Source organism: Sphingobacterium sp. B16(2022), assembly GCF_012030425.1.
Lineage (GTDB): Bacteria > Bacteroidota > Bacteroidia > Sphingobacteriales > Sphingobacteriaceae > Sphingobacterium > Sphingobacterium anhuiense.
On record NZ_JAAUVN010000003.1, the window covers coordinates 20,810 to 35,922 of the forward strand.

Annotated in this window: 12 protein-coding genes; 3 read left to right on the forward strand and 9 right to left on the reverse strand. The window is 36.0% G+C overall.

Features of this window, described 5'->3' with window-relative positions:
• Positions 1-300: 300 nt before the first annotated feature.
• From HCX49_RS14800 to HCX49_RS14810, 3 genes are all read left to right on the forward strand, one after another.
• Positions 301-1,287: an FKBP-type peptidyl-prolyl cis-trans isomerase gene (locus HCX49_RS14800; RefSeq protein WP_168127535.1), complete on the forward strand. Its 987-nt coding sequence runs from the start codon at positions 301-303 to the stop codon at positions 1,285-1,287.
• 639 nt (positions 1,288-1,926) lie between these two features.
• The gene (locus tag HCX49_RS14805) at positions 1,927-2,694 is read left to right on the forward strand and encodes a TatD family hydrolase (RefSeq protein WP_168127536.1); all 768 of its coding nucleotides are present in this window, start codon (positions 1,927-1,929) and stop codon (positions 2,692-2,694) included.
• 8 nt (positions 2,695-2,702) lie between these two features.
• Positions 2,703-3,722, forward strand: a complete 1,020-nt coding sequence (locus HCX49_RS14810) for an asparaginase (RefSeq protein ID WP_021188735.1) — start codon at positions 2,703-2,705, stop codon at positions 3,720-3,722.
• Between the two features lie 192 nt (positions 3,723-3,914).
• Here HCX49_RS14810 and HCX49_RS14815 read toward each other — a convergent pair whose 3' ends face one another.
• The 9 genes from HCX49_RS14815 to pyrR form a co-directional block, all read right to left on the reverse strand.
• Positions 3,915-5,213, reverse strand: a complete 1,299-nt coding sequence (locus HCX49_RS14815) for a bifunctional folylpolyglutamate synthase/dihydrofolate synthase (protein ID WP_168127537.1) — start codon at positions 5,211-5,213, stop codon at positions 3,915-3,917.
• Between the two features lie 12 nt (positions 5,214-5,225).
• Positions 5,226-6,053, reverse strand: a complete 828-nt coding sequence (locus HCX49_RS14820; RefSeq protein ID WP_168127538.1) for an energy transducer TonB — start codon at positions 6,051-6,053, stop codon at positions 5,226-5,228.
• Positions 6,054-6,112: 59 nt separating this feature from the next.
• Positions 6,113-6,520: an ExbD/TolR family protein gene (locus HCX49_RS14825; RefSeq protein WP_132769016.1), complete on the reverse strand. Its 408-nt coding sequence runs from the start codon at positions 6,518-6,520 to the stop codon at positions 6,113-6,115.
• Between the two features lie 43 nt (positions 6,521-6,563).
• Positions 6,564-7,265: a MotA/TolQ/ExbB proton channel family protein gene (locus HCX49_RS14830; protein ID WP_132769018.1), complete on the reverse strand. Its 702-nt coding sequence runs from the start codon at positions 7,263-7,265 to the stop codon at positions 6,564-6,566.
• Between the two features lie 34 nt (positions 7,266-7,299).
• Positions 7,300-8,484 carry an SPOR domain-containing protein gene (locus HCX49_RS14835; protein ID WP_168127539.1) on the reverse strand — a complete coding sequence of 395 codons (1,185 nt, stop codon included), beginning with the start codon at positions 8,482-8,484 and terminating at the stop codon, positions 7,300-7,302.
• Between the two features lie 43 nt (positions 8,485-8,527).
• Positions 8,528-10,264, reverse strand: coding sequence for a TonB-dependent receptor (locus tag HCX49_RS14840; RefSeq protein ID WP_132769022.1), 1,737 nt, complete (start codon positions 10,262-10,264; stop codon positions 8,528-8,530).
• A gap of 6 nt (positions 10,265-10,270) precedes the next feature.
• A complete protein-coding gene (locus HCX49_RS14845; RefSeq protein ID WP_132769024.1) occupies positions 10,271-13,306 on the reverse strand; it encodes a tetratricopeptide repeat protein in 3,036 nt (1,011 codons plus the stop codon).
• Positions 13,307-13,543: 237 nt separating this feature from the next.
• Positions 13,544-14,482 carry an aspartate carbamoyltransferase catalytic subunit gene (locus tag HCX49_RS14850; protein ID WP_021188731.1) on the reverse strand — a complete coding sequence of 313 codons (939 nt, stop codon included), beginning with the start codon at positions 14,480-14,482 and terminating at the stop codon, positions 13,544-13,546.
• A gap of 27 nt (positions 14,483-14,509) precedes the next feature.
• A complete protein-coding gene (gene pyrR / locus HCX49_RS14855; protein WP_168127540.1) occupies positions 14,510-15,058 on the reverse strand; it encodes a bifunctional pyr operon transcriptional regulator/uracil phosphoribosyltransferase PyrR in 549 nt (182 codons plus the stop codon).
• Positions 15,059-15,113: the final 55 nt, after the last annotated feature.

Here is a 15,113-nt window from a genome sequence, read left to right on the forward strand (position 1 = left end):
GGTTAATAAAAATTCAAATCGCATGATTTTCTTTAAAAATTTTTAATGTTTTCTTTTGCCTTCCATGATAATTTAAAATCCATGTTTAAGCAGTATCATAGCTATTTTTCATATCCATGTTTACATTTTTTTACGTAAAAATTACTGCCAGAACTGAACAAATTAAATTATCTTTGATCTGAGATGTTTCCTTCCATAGAATAGGAAGACTATTTAAAAGGAACAGAATCTCAATACGACTAAAGTCGTATGACCAGATTATAAAGAATTAATAAAAAATAAGAAAGCAATTAAACTTAAATGAAAAAATCAATTTTACTATTCGCGGCATCAGGGCTTTTATTAACTGCTTGCCAAAACTTTAAAAAGGCCGAGGGTGGCCTAGAATACAAAATCGTGAAGGATGCTGGTGCAGAAAAGGCAGTTGCAGGTGATCTATTGTCGGTAGATATTATTCAAAAATCTGATAGAGATTCTGTCATGTCGAGTACTTACGATGCAGGAGTTCCACAAATCCTACAATTATATCCGGATAGTATCATCAAACAAAACCCAGGAGATCCAACTGGTTTATTCAAATTTGTAGGTGAAGGTGATAGTTTGGTATTTAAGATTAATTTAGATTCTATAACGGCTAAAACAAAGCAACCAAAACCTGATTTTGCTGATAAATACATCATCTATACGATTAAAGTTCAAAAACACTTCAAAAAAGGTAAATTAACAGACCAACAATTAAGTGAGCAGGTTACGAAATATTTTGAGGAACAGACTGCAAAATTAAAAGGGGCTGAAACAGGGAAAGTTGAAGCGTTCTTAAAGAATAATAAATTAGCAACTCAGAAAACTGCTTCCGGTTTACAATATGTAATTACAAAACCAGGATCAGGTAAAAATGCCGCTGTTGGTGATACAGTAGTTGTTAATTACGTTGGGAAATTAGCAAACGATAAAGTATTTGATACCAATCAAGCTGATCTTGCTAAAAAATATAAAAAATTCAATGCACAAAGACCTTATGAACCTCTTCGTCTACATTTAGGTGTAGATGGTGTTATAACAGGCTGGACGGAAGCTTTCCAGTTATTAAACAAAGGCTCAAAAGCAACATTGGTTATCCCTTCTAATTTAGCTTATGGCGAACGTCAGGCTGGAGAGATTCCTCCATATTCGCCGTTAATTTTTGACGTAGAAGTTATTGACATTATTCCTGGAAAAGCTCCTGCAGCTGCTCCAACAACAATTCCTGCAACAAAATTGACACCTGCTACACCAGTAAAAAAATAAGGACATAAATATTTATCAAAAAGGGCTTATTGGTAATTCAATAAGCCCTTTTTCATTGGTCTTCTATTTCCAAATGTTGATAAACCCTTCAATGCGATAAGGATCAATAATTAGCTTGGGCATTACGCAAAATTGGCTTGGTTAAGTCCATAATTATCAGAATTTTATTATCTGTAAAACTTTTAGCAATTTGCTTGAAATCGTGACCTGACAAAGTGTACTTAAACAAATAAAGAAGGAAGTAAGAATAAGTAAGCGTTTGATTTTTATATCAAATAAATGGATGGATGAATGACTACATCTTTTCTAATTGACGGGATAGAAGAGTGCTATAGATCCCATCGTAAAAGGAAGGAATATGCATTATATAGGTGATTTATCTACAATATTCCTAAATACAGGAATATTACCCTGTCCTTAATAATAAAACAGTTAAAATTTTGATCAAATATTTCTCATTTTTAACAAAAAATCAAAAAAAAAGCTGTGTAGTTTTATATTCGTAATAAAACAGCTATATGAGTTTCTAATTTTCAAAGCATTGGCGCTATATCCATCACCGTGATAATGACTAAGTTTCATCAAATTAGGTCGTTTCATCCTAAACATTTATTTTTACCTTCGCTATAACTATAATCCATGTTACTAACAGATACCCATACCCATATATACTATCACACCGAAAACGATTCATTAGCAGAACAAATGCAACGTTGCTTTGATAAAGATATTCATCGCCTTTTTCTTCCAAATGTCAATAGTGCATCGATAGCTGCAGTCATGAAAACTGTTGATGCATACCCAAACAACTGTTTTCCGATGCTCGGTTTACATCCCTGTGATGTAAAAGAAAACTATCAAGAAGAACTAACAAAAATCTATGCGGCACTGCAGCAACACAAAGTATATGCTATCGGAGAAATTGGCCTAGACCTGTATTGGGACAAATCTACTTTGGAGATTCAAAAAGATGCTTTTCGTCAGCAGGTACAATGGGCTAAAGATCTTAATTTACCAATAGATATTCATTGTCGTGAGGCTTTTAACGAATTATTTGAATTATTAGAAGAACTAAAAGATGAAAAGCTTTTTGGGGTACTACATTGTTTTACAGGAAACATTGAACAAGCGCAACATGCTATCGATCTGGGTTTCGCACTGGGTATTGGCGGAGTTGTCACTTTTAAAAAAGCGGGGCTTGACGAAGTCGTTAAACAGATAGGCCTACAACATATTGTACTGGAAACTGATGCGCCTTATCTTGCTCCGATGCCGTTTCGAGGCAAACAAAATGAAAGTAGTTATCTATACTATATAGCACAAAAAATAGCTGACATTAAAGAATTACCAATAGAACAAGTAGCGGCAATAACAACTGAAAACTCAAAAAGAATATTTGGAATCTAACTCACATCATGCATAACATATTTATCATATACACAGGTGGCACCATAGGAATGGTCAAAGACGAAACGGGAACTTTCGTTCCCTTTGACTTTGAATTAATCAAGCGCAATCTTCCAGATCTAAGTCGATTAAATTATAAATTAACCGTACATTCCTTTAATCCCATTATTGATTCTTCCAATATGAAGCCTGAAATATGGATTGAAATGGCACAGATCATTAAGGACAATTACGATGAATATGATGGTTTTGTCATCTTACATGGATCAGATACCATGTCATTTTCGGCTTCGGTTTTAAGCTTTATGCTGGAAGGGTTACAAAAACCCGTCATTTTATCAGGTTCTCAATTACCGATCGGAGAAATTCGCACCGATGCAAGGGAAAATATGATGACTGCCTTAGAAATTGCGTCTACAAAGCATTTTGGGGTCTCCATGATTCAAGAAGTATGTATTCTATTTGACAATAAATTATTTAGAGGTAACCGTTCTTTCAAATATAATTCGGCAAAATTTGAAGCTTTCCGTTCCCCCAATTATCCGGTTCTTGTAGAGGCAGGTATTCATCTCCAATACAATCAAGATGCTTTATTAAACAACAGTGGTAAAGAGTTTATTTTGCATACCAAACTTGACGATCGCGTGGGTGTTCTGAAATTGTTTCCAGGTATAAGTCCTAGTACAATCAGAGCAGTATTAAATTCGGATGTCCGTTCTATTGTTATGGAAACATTTGGCTCCGGAAATACCACTACCGATCAATGGTTTTTAGATTTGCTGAAAGAAGCCATTGATAACGGTAAGAATATTTTAAATATATCACAATGTAAGGTTGGTTCTGTTGAACTGGGGCGTTATGAGACGAGCACTGGACTAAAAGCGATTGGAGTACTCAATGGTTACGATATGACTTTTGAAGCTGCTGTAACAAAGCTCATGTACCTACAGGGTGAATGCGAAGATCAAAAAGATGTTGCCTATTGGATCGAAAAGGATATCAGAGGTGAATTGACTATCAACGATTAATTTTTTCATAAATTGAATTGAATTTGGATAAATTTTACATAGAATAAAATTCCCAGCACTTGAAGAAAATTCGAAAATTGGGTAATTACTTAACTACAATCTTGTGGCATAAAAAAGAGCGAGCAGATCTAAAGATCTGCTCGCTCTTTTTTTTTGCTTTACTTTACAATAGCTGTCTTATCAGGCAGCACATTAGTTTATAGCGGCAAGCACTTCTGATACCACAAAGTTACTTCCTCCTATAAAAATTAAATCTCCGTCCTGATACTGTTTTTTTGCTGCTTCAAAAGCTTTTACGACAGGGCCATATGCATTTCCTTTTAGTCCCAATAGATGTGCTTCAGCTGCAAGTTCTTCTGAAGGCATCGCTCTAGGCATATCAGGGTTACTAAAATAATAGATCGCATCTGTAGGTAACAATGGGAGCATATGTCCTAAATCTTTATCCTTCATAGCTCCTATTACAAAATGCAATTGCCGATAGTTTGTATTGGCTAAATTTTTCAGAACTTCCCTAATTCCATCCTCATTATGTCCAGTATCGCAAATGATAAAAGGTTTTTTGGAAAGTGTCTGCCATCGACCTTGAAGGCCAGTAAAAGACTGTACTTTTCGCAAACCATTTTTTACATCGTCCTGTGACAGATCATAACCTCGTGTCCGCATATGATCAACAATCCGCAAGACACCTAATATATTTTTTGATTGATACGTTCCTTTTAGATCTAATTCGTATTGCTCGATATGACCTTCCTTATCCTTGACTTCAATCTGTAAATGATCTTCATTAATGGCTTTAATTTCTGATTGCAATTTGTCGGATGCAAACTCAAGCGCTGCATTTTCAAGCTTAGCTTTTTCTAGAAATACAGGCGCAGTATCTTTATGATATTCCGATACGACAACAGGAGTATCTTTTTTTATAATACCTGCTTTTTCAGATGCTATAGCTGGAAGCGTATCACCCAACATATTCATATGGTCAAAACCGATATTAGTGATTAAGGATGCCAGTGGCATGATGACATTTGTAGAATCAAGACGACCACCTAAACCAACTTCAATGATGGCAATATCAACGTGCTGTTTTGCAAAGTAATCAAATGCCATAGCCACCGTAACCTCAAAAAATGAGGGTTGAATCTCTTCAATCAGTGCATGCAGATTATTCACAAAATCAATAACAAATTGCTCATCGACCATCTGTCCATTGATACGAATACGTTCCCTAAAATCTAATAAATGTGGTGAAGTATACAGGGCTGTTTTATATCCTACCTCTGCAAAGATAGAAGCCAACATGTGAGAGGATGAACCTTTCCCATTCGTACCGGCAATATGAATAGATTTGAATTTATCTTGTGGATTTCCTAACGCATGAAGTAATGCTAAGGTATTATCTAAATCCTTTTTATAGGCGGATGCCCCGTCACGGGTAAACATAGGTAATCGAGCATATAAATACTCGATTACCTCATTATAATTATGCATTGACAATAAATTTTATCTTAGTTTAAAATTGAATACAATTCTGCCTGTCTGAGAGTCAGGCGCATTTGGCAATTGATTCAATCGAGCTCCACGAACAGCTCTTTCACATTTTTCCAATAAGCTTGGATCCGTGATGGTTGTACCTTTCACTCCGGCACGTGCATAAATGATCACTCCCGATTGGTTTACGCGGAACTCAACAGCTACTTTACCAGCCTGCTGTCCATTATCATCAATCTGAGGTCTCTGCGTAAAACTTCTGTTTTCAATTGAAAGCATCATATTACCGTTTCCAGAACCACCTTCACCATAATTACTGGCTAAAGGATCACCTAATTTACTACCTTGATTGCCAGGTACCGTTCCTGTACCATCACCAGAACCTGTGCCGTTATTCTTTTTGCCTTTATAAAGGGCATTCGAATTTACTGCAGGTTTACTGTCCTTCACTTCTTTTGTTGTTTCAGGCGCAACTGTTTTTACGGGCTTTGAAGCCTTCGTAACAACGGGAGCATCTTCAACATCTTGTGTCACGACTGCTTTGTCAGCGACCTGCTGTGAAGGTGTAGGTGTCGGTATTTCTTCTGGAACGACGCGATCTGGTTTTACATTATTAGCATTGGGATCTACAGAAGGTTCTTCAACACTCATGTAATCATCGCCCATGCCTTCTTCTGCTGTACCATAATTCACAACCATACCGCCCATACCGTATTCATCGGGCATTTTGGTTCCAAAAATGATAAAGAAACTTATCAATACCAAAATCCCCATTATAGCAGTAGAAATCCCTAATGCTTTGGGGAAGTTATTTTCCTCATGTTGAAGATGGTAAGCCATGTATTTATCTCCTATTCTTTAAAATTAGAACTTAAACCTTAAAAAAGGTTTAAAACTCTTTAATCTTTCTTTGGTTCTGTCGCCAAAACAACTTTTATTTTCAAGCGGTTGGCAATATCCATTACTGAAATCACATTCTGAATAGGGACTGAATTATCAACATACATCATGATCGTCAATTCTTCTCCTGTTCTCATTTGCGATTGGATTGCTGCTTCTAGTGCATCATAAGGTACAACTGCCTTTTCAACATGGTAAGCTAAATCCGAGGTAATCGAAACCGTCAATGTTTTTTTGGATACAGACTGCTCTCCAGCACTGGATTTTGGAAGTAATAACTTCACAACCTGCGGATTGGAAACAGCAGATGCCAACAAAAAGAATAACATCAGAAAGAACATGATGTCGTTCAATGCTGAAGTATGTACTTCAGCTGCTGGTTTATTTTTTCTACTTCTTAGATTCATTATTCTAAATTTTAATTGATTAATTAGCTATACGACCCTGCGATTATGCGCCAGGTTCATCTAATAAATCAATAAATTCAACTGCATCTGTCTCCATACGTAAGATCAAACGCTCAACCATCATATTTAGGATATGGTAACCAATATATGCTAAGATACCAACTGTTAAGCCAGATGCCGAAGCTACCATCTTCACATAAAGACCTCCGGATACTGACCCAATATCAATACCACCAGCCATCTCTACTTCATGGAAAATTGTAATTACTCCAAAAATTGTTCCTACGAAACCAAGCATCGGCGCAATACCTGCAATAATACCTAGAATATTAATATTCTTTTCCAATTTAGCAACCTCAAGTTTACCTACATTCTCAATAGCACCTTCAATATCTTTGATTGGACGTCCTACACGTAGTAATCCCTTTTGCAACATACGTCCTAATGCTGAGTGACTCGAACGGCAAACTGCTAAAGCAGCGTCCAATTTACCAGAAAGCACACTTGCTTTTACTTGTGACATTAGTGAAACATCATACTTTGCAGCTTTACGAATAGTCAGGAAACGCTCAAAAAAGATGATCAAACCAATAAACAACAATAATAAAATGGGAACCATAATCCATCCCCCCTTCATCATCATTTGAATTAAGCTCAAATTTTCGTCTCTTACTACAGGTACTGCTTGCTGTGCAGCTTGATTAACGGTGTCCAAAAGATTGCTGTCGCTTTGAATCAATGACATAATAATTTATAATTTTAAAATTGTTTATATTAGACTATTTCGCTATTTTCTCTACCCATGCTCCTGAAAAAGTCTTCGCGACAGTTGCCTGGTCCCGATCTGCTTCTTCTTTTGTCATGTAGGTATCCCAAATCACACGTTTTTTATTTCTTTTAAATTTGCTATCAACTGCCCGCACAGTTTGATATCCTTTTTTACGCAACCTCAGCACTTCCTCTTCTGCCAATTCCATTGTTTTTGGCGTGGCAATAACCAATTGATAATTTGGCTGTGCTACAGGTACTGATTCTTTTAAGACTACCGTTTCCTTTAGTGTTGTTTGAAGTGCTGCTGTATCCACTTTTAGAGAATCAACTGTTGCAGTTGAATCTTGCTTCAGTTGTGTACTATCGATTTTAGGTAGTGTATCCACTGGTGCAGCAACGACGACCGGTGCAGTTGCTTGTTTCTTTCCAAACAATTGATCCTTCAATGACGGATTAAGCAAGAAAGCAACAATAACAGACACCACAATAATGATCGCTGCCGAAATATAATACCAAACTGTATTTGATTTATTACTTCTTTCCTGATAAAATATCGCTGGATCAGTTTCTACTCTTTCGTCAATCGTTTCGGATACAGGTTCATGTATTATCGGCACTACAGGTGTTTCAACTGGTGAAGGTGCTACCACTACCGTTTCAGGTACGATTTCCTCTTCTACTTGCTCTGTATCTGCCGGTTCATCCTCGATAATATCTTCCACGGGTTCCTCTAGTTCAGTCGGAGAAAATGGAATATTTTCTTCCAATTCACGATCGGGAATAACAGTCTCTATTTCTGGAGCAATAACATGTCTGATCGGTTCAAAATTAAAACCTGAGAGATCTAATGGTTTAAAAACTAAACTTGAACCATAGCTCACAATGTGTCCTAAGTCTTCAAGTTTAGCCTGTCCATTTTGGATCAATTGATCCTTTAAATCAGCAACAGCATCCTGCAACACCTGAGTCGCGGCATCAAGATTCAGGTTTTGCTGTTGTTGTATGTAATGAATAAAATTAAAACCGCTTTCGGCTGTCGAATCAAATTCCACATAAGAAATAGGTGGTAAAAACAGGTTGCGCTGCTTATCGAACTGAGCTGCGGAATGCTTTCTTTTGAACACCCCCAAGCCCTTAACGTAAACTTCAGCGTAACGCTTTAATAGATTATTGATGTTTTTACCTAAATTCATTCTTGTTCCTTATTTGCTAACGCAAAGTTATAATCTTCTTGTATTAAAAAGAAAAGTTTATACCACCAATTATATTAAAACCTAAACGTGGGTAGTATTGATAGCGCTCGTACTCTTTTCCAAAGATATTATTAGCCTTTACAAAAACACCCAATTGCTTTTTGATACGGTACTCTGCTCCTGCATTAAAATCTGCAAAAGAAGGGATGGTTACTTTACTTGGATTCTCAGATCTTACTGTTGCACTTGTATACGTATAAGCTAAAGCGGAAGTCTGCCCTTGAGTTGATAATTCAGCATCTACAAAGAATTTATCCGAAATATTGAATCTTGCATTGGCTAAGAAACGGAATTTCGGCAATGACCATGCCTCTTCATTATCTTTCACTTTGTAATCATCGATATTAAGTTTACCGCTTAAATTAACCAATTGTGAAACACGCACATTCATCTCACCCTCTATACCAAAATGAGTTGCTTTACTTGAATATCCATCATAAATGACATCAAATTTGTACGGAACAAAACCGCCTCCTAATTCTTCTCTACTATTCACATACAAAGGAAGTCCTTCGATCTGCTTGTAAAATGCTTTTACTTTATAGCCAAAATTTGCTCCTGCATTACCCTTTAATCCTGCATATACATTTAGTTTTTCAAGAGTATTGCGTACATCAATATTGCTATTTAAGTAAGGATTTTCTTTTGCAAAACCACGTAATGATCCTTGTTTAACACCTCCATTTGCACCTGCAAATAAGTATACATACTGCGGTACAACTGCAAAATCAGCTTCCACTGTTGGAAAAACATTAAAACGGCTGGTATCTCCAAACTCAGAAACGAGATTGGCACCCAAAGTAACATTATAATTATCACCTTTAAATTTAATGTATGGATTGATCGATGCTACATGATTTTTTGTTGCCACCTTAACATCTTCAACTGAGTTAAAGCTAGCACTTAGATTAGCCCCCACATTAAATGTATTGACTTTTTTATTCACATAACCGGATATGGCGAATGAATTTTCTTTAGCATCATATTTATCTTTAAAAAGATAAGCATCTGCTTTCGCAGAATAGCTTACCGCCCCGGCCTTATCCACATCTGCATTACTTGTCAGTTCACCGTTGAAATAGATATCATTAAAAGCTTGTGCCTCTGGCGTTGTATTGATTAAATTAGAACTGTTATCAAACACCTGTCCGTAGAAGTTTGTCGAATAACGATTATATCCTAAAGTTCCATTTACTGTAAAAGGTTCGTAAACACGACGGCCAAAAATACCGACATCCTGTGTAGCGAACTTCTGACCTTCAATACTGCCTTTTTGGTTTAAGTGCTTGGCAAATAATCCGAATCGTGTATTTTCAAATTTATCGACGGCCAAATATGCTTCTCCTAAGATGGTATTGTAGTTTCCTACACCAAATTTAACATAGTTACTTGTTTGATCAGCAAGTTGTGAGAAAGGCAATTCTTTCACATTTAACTCACGCAATCCAGTATTGATATCGAGTTTCTTATCTGAAATATTATTATAGCTCAACTTAGGCTGATACTCCCTTTTATTGGTCATATCAGGACTACGACGGATTTTTACCGCATCTGCAAGAATAGGTTTATAATCACGTACGACATCAAAAGAATCAATTGTCACTGGTGTAGCAGGATCAACTTTTTTTGGTGTTTCTTGTGCAAAGGAGTGCATTCCAGCTCCCAATAACAAGGTTGCTAATGTATATTTCTTCACTGTTGTATTGTGCAACTTCTTCATTATTTCCTATTTCTTTTTGTTCAATTTTTCTAGACGAGCTTTTGCTGTTGGCAAAATATCATCCTTACCGTCATAATTCTCAATCACACTTTCTAAAGTAGATTTCGCCTGGAAGTTATCTCCTTTTCCTACGTAAGCATCTGCCATTAGGATAAAACTTTTTGCAACCCAGTAATCATAAGATGAAAACGAATCTGAAACATCAAAAGCAGACTTAATAGCGGCTTCGTATTCTTTATTTTCATACTGCATCAAGGCAACATTATAACGTGCTTCAGCACCAATAACTGTACGGCTCTTCAATGCCGCTAAATTAAATTCCTTCAGCGCTTCTGCACGCTTACTTTGTTTCAAATATGCTTTACCAGCATAAAGTGATGCATTTGCGATCTCTTCCTCAGATGATTTTTCGTAATTTCTTACTGCATTGGAATAATTCAGCGTTTCTTTATAGTCACCGATCTCGAAATAGCTGACCATTAAATTGTTGATCGCATAGCTGTAATTAGATTTATACTCAGAAGTCAATTCTAATTTTTTCAACAGTTGTGTTGCTTCATTATATTTCTTCTGTTTCAAATATAAGCGTGATACACTCACCAAAGTACGTTCTGTATAAGCGCTTGTCCAGTCATTCAAGATAATGTTATAGTCATGTAAGGCCTCATCGGTATGACCTAAAGCAGCATTACTTTCAGCACGGATAAAACGCGCATATTTCTCTTGAATAGGCTTAGGGAATTTATCAAAATAAGCATTCACGGCTTCAACTGCACCTTGGAAGTTTGATCTTGAGAATAATGTTGTTGCTGTAGAAAATGTACGGCTATCCTGCTCAGATGTTGTTAAATTTCCAATATTGGTACCAGTAGCATATTTGATATAACCAGTAGCATCACTATTGTCTAAATAGATATTTTCAATAGATCGCATTGCTTGCTTAGCTTCATCCGTTGTTGCATATTGGTCCACTACGCGTTGGAAAGTCTTTAAAGCAGCTTCGTTATTATCTTGATTATATTGTACTAAACCGATTGTTACCAAAGCACGAGGCACATAACTACTACGTGGATATTTCTCCACCATCGTTTGCAGACCTGAAATAGCTTGGTCGGACTGTCCCATTAAGAAATAAGTGTATGGGATCTCAAAAGAAACGTCATCGGCATAATTTGATGTCGGATATTTAGCAATTACAGACTTCAGCGTGGCAATTTTACCTTCATTATTTCCTTGTAGACCCTGAATGATACCGCGTTGGAATAATGCGTAATCTTGACTAGCGGCTTTTCCATTAATCAATCGATCATACTGCTCCATTGCTTTACCGTAGTTCTTTGCTGAGAAATAGGAGTCCCCTAAACGAGCAATAGCATCGTTACGGGTATTCAACTCGATTCCTTTTGAACCACCTGTCGCTAAAAAGCGTTCAAAATAATTTGCAGATGTATTGTAGTTTCCATTTCTAAATGCAGCATATGCTAAAGCATAATTGGCATAATTGTAAACATCAGTTTTTGCTGCTGCCGGTAAACGTAAGAATTTATTAAAATTGGTTACGGCTTCTCCATATTTACGAACTTCATACATCGCCTCTGCTTTCCAGTAGGTAGCTAACGCATAGATTTCTTCATCATAACGATTTGCTTCAGAACGCATGAATAATGAAATTGCATTTTCAAATGCACGTTCGTTATAATACTCTAAACCTCTATAGTAAGTTACTTTTTGATAAGCTACATTTGCTTCTCTACCTCTTTTCTGAATGGTCTCTAAGATATCAACAGCTTCGCGGTAGTTCTTTGTACTCAATAAAACTTCAGCTAATAAAGTTTTCGCTTCTTCCTGACGTTTTGATTTTGGATAAGTTTTAAGATATTCCTGTGTAGAAGCTAATGCTACTTGATGGAATTCCAATTCATAAGAAAGCTTAGCATAGTTAAATAATCCTTCTTCTTGCAGATCTTTATCAAAATCTAATTTTGAGGCTTTGAAGAATGCGTTACGTGCTGCTTGCTTATTTCCTTTTTTCAAGAATGAATCTCCCAATGTAATCATCGCACTTTGATAATATGCATCAGGTTCTGTCATTTTTTCCAATTCTGTTATTGCCTTATCATAATCTTTTAATTTGTAAGCGATATAACCGATTTGGTAGCTATCTTGATTATTCTGTGTTTTTCCTTGATCTTGTGCTTGGAACTTATCGTAGTAACTTTTGGATGATTTTAAATCTCCTTTGATAAAGTAGGTCGCAGCCACAATACGGAACAATTCGGTTTCATTCTCCTGTTTCGTACGTTGCATGATAGGCAAAGCATAATCCAAAACGTCATCGTAACGTTTGTCCAAGAAATACAAAGCTGTAATGTAATAAGGATAACTTGTTTCAAATGTTTTTGAACCATTCAAACGTTCAAACTCATTTAATGCAGTTTTATACTCCGCATCTAAATAACATAAATAAGCGTAGTAATATATTGATGCTTCCTGGTATTCAGACTTTTGATCTTTTAATGTTTCAAAAAGTGGTTTAGCAGCAGTATAATTCTTTGTTGTAAAGTAAGAATATCCTAATTTAAAACGATATTCTAAACTTTCATTACCTGCCAGATTTTTACTATCAATTTTGGTAAACCATTCAATAGCTTTTACATAATCTTTCTTAGCATAGTAAGATTTTCCAATTTGAAAATATGCTGCTTTTGCGTTAGCACTACTTGGATAGTCTTTGATATATTTCAAAAACTGTGCTTCGGCATCTGTTTCCCCCAATTCTAAAGCGCATACAGCTTGATAATAGCGTACATTTTCTTTCAACAGCGTTAATTCTTCTGTTTCATCCAATTGCAAAGAGGATTTTGTCCGTAACGCTTCTACACGATTAAATTGTTCTGAAGCAGATGTAAATTTGCCTCTTTCAAACAACTCCATCCCGGACTTGTATGCTTTGTTGATTTGTTGCCATTCTGTTTGCTGTGCTAAAGCTGGTGTCGCCATCAAACTTAGCGCAAACCCTACCTGGTAAATCTTTTTATACATAATATGTAAAATATTTTATATGTTTTTATTTTGTATTGCAAGTACTTAGCTCAAAAAAGCGAAGTAAAATTCATAGTAATATTCAAAGTACTAAATTAAGCCTAAAATAAGGAGTTTTCCTCAAAAGTTATTCACAATTGTTAACATTATCCAAAGTATAACGTATTTAATACAAAAAAAATATGCCTGATTTAAAAATAAAAAATCAGGCATATTGATCTATATTGACAATTAATGCTATCCGCGCTGTCCTGCCAATAGGTAAAGTACAGCCATACGTACTGCTACGCCATTTTCTACTTGATCTAAAATAATAGAGTGCGCGCTATCTGCAACGTCCGAAGTAATCTCTACCCCTCTATTAATAGGTCCTGGATGCATAATTGTTATTTCTTTATCCAATGAATCCAACAGCGTTTTATTCAACCCATACAACATGGTATATTCTCTTAGGGATGGAAAGTAAGCGATATCTTGTCTTTCCAGCTGGATGCGTAACATATTGGCTACGTCACACCAGTTCAAAGCTTTCATCAAGTCATGCTCCACTTTTACTCCTAATGAAGTAATGTATTTAGGAATCAATGTTGTTGGTCCGCACACCATCACTTCAGCTCCCTGTTTTTGTAAACATAGAATATTGGATAGTGCTACACGTGAATGAGTGATATCACCTATTATGGCAACTTTACGTCCTGCGACATCTCCAAAGCGCTCACGAATCGAGAAAGAATCTAACAAAGCTTGAGTCGGGTGTTCATGTGCTCCGTCGCCGGCATTAACAATTTGTGCGTTAACATGCTTACTTAAAAACACACCTGCTCCAGCATAAGGATGACGCATAACAATCATATCAACCTTCATCGCTAAGATATTATTGACGGTATCGATCAATGTCTCACCTTTACTTACAGAAGAAGAAGAGGCCGCAAAATTAACGATATCTGCAGAGAGTCTTTTTTCAGCTAGCTCAAATGATAAACGTGTACGTGTAGAATTTTCAAAGAAGACATTTGCGATTGTAATATCACGAAGTGAAGGAACTTTTTTAATCGGTCTGTTTAAAACTTCTTTAAAGTTACTCGCTGTATTTAAAATTAATTGAATATCAGATTCATTTAAATCTTTTATTCCTAACAAATGACGTGTACTTAATTGTTCAGCTGTTGATGACATTTTTAATGTATTCAGATTTTCTTTATTCTATTTCTTTTCTGTTACCAAGATGATACTATCTTGATTATCCAACTCTTTCCAGTTCACAATCACTTTCTGAGAATCAATAGAATCCACTTGGATTCCAATGTAATCGGGCTGGATCGGAATCTGTCTCGAAAAACGGCGATCAACCAGAACCAATAGTTCGATACGTTCAGCGCGACCAAATGCTTGGATTGCATCCATTGCAGAACGAATGGTTCGACCAGTCCAAAGGACGTCATCCATTAAAATGACTTTCTTACCTTCTACAATAAAATTAATGTTTGTGCTGTTAGCTAAAATGGGACCATCGTTTCCTTTTCTACGAAAATCATCACGATAAAATGTAATATCCAAATCACCACTTAAAATTGAAATACCTAACATCTTCTCTAATTCCTTGACAATGCATTTGGCTAAGAAAGTTCCGCGAGGCTGTATACCAATAATAACTGTATTTGAAAAATCTCCATGATTCTCAATCAATTGACGACAAAGTCTTTGAATGGTAATCTGAAATTTTGGTCCATCTAATAAAATCGACTGTTTCATTAAGGGAATGTTTAAGCAAACGTACCACTTTTTTTGAAAAAATCCGAATAAAAGA

Coding starts and splice junctions, on each gene's coding strand:
- HCX49_RS14815 (WP_168127537.1), bottom strand. CDS start 5,213: ATGCATAATTATAATGAGGTAATCGAGTATTTATATGCTCGATTACCT.
- HCX49_RS14845 (WP_132769024.1), bottom strand. CDS start 13,306: ATGTATAAAAAGATTTACCAGGTAGGGTTTGCGCTAAGTTTGATGGCG.
- HCX49_RS14830 (WP_132769018.1), bottom strand. CDS start 7,265: ATGTCATTGATTCAAAGCGACAGCAATCTTTTGGACACCGTTAATCAA.
- HCX49_RS14805 (WP_168127536.1), top strand. CDS start 1,927: ATGTTACTAACAGATACCCATACCCATATATACTATCACACCGAAAAC.
- pyrR (WP_168127540.1), bottom strand. CDS start 15,058: ATGAAACAGTCGATTTTATTAGATGGACCAAAATTTCAGATTACCATT.
- HCX49_RS14835 (WP_168127539.1), bottom strand. CDS start 8,484: ATGAATTTAGGTAAAAACATCAATAATCTATTAAAGCGTTACGCTGAA.
- HCX49_RS14840 (WP_132769022.1), bottom strand. CDS start 10,264: ATGAAGAAGTTGCACAATACAACAGTGAAGAAATATACATTAGCAACC.
- HCX49_RS14810 (WP_021188735.1), top strand. CDS start 2,703: ATGCATAACATATTTATCATATACACAGGTGGCACCATAGGAATGGTC.
- HCX49_RS14820 (WP_168127538.1), bottom strand. CDS start 6,053: ATGGCTTACCATCTTCAACATGAGGAAAATAACTTCCCCAAAGCATTA.
- HCX49_RS14825 (WP_132769016.1), bottom strand. CDS start 6,520: ATGAATCTAAGAAGTAGAAAAAATAAACCAGCAGCTGAAGTACATACT.
- HCX49_RS14800 (WP_168127535.1), top strand. CDS start 301: ATGAAAAAATCAATTTTACTATTCGCGGCATCAGGGCTTTTATTAACT.
- HCX49_RS14850 (WP_021188731.1), bottom strand. CDS start 14,482: ATGTCATCAACAGCTGAACAATTAAGTACACGTCATTTGTTAGGAATA.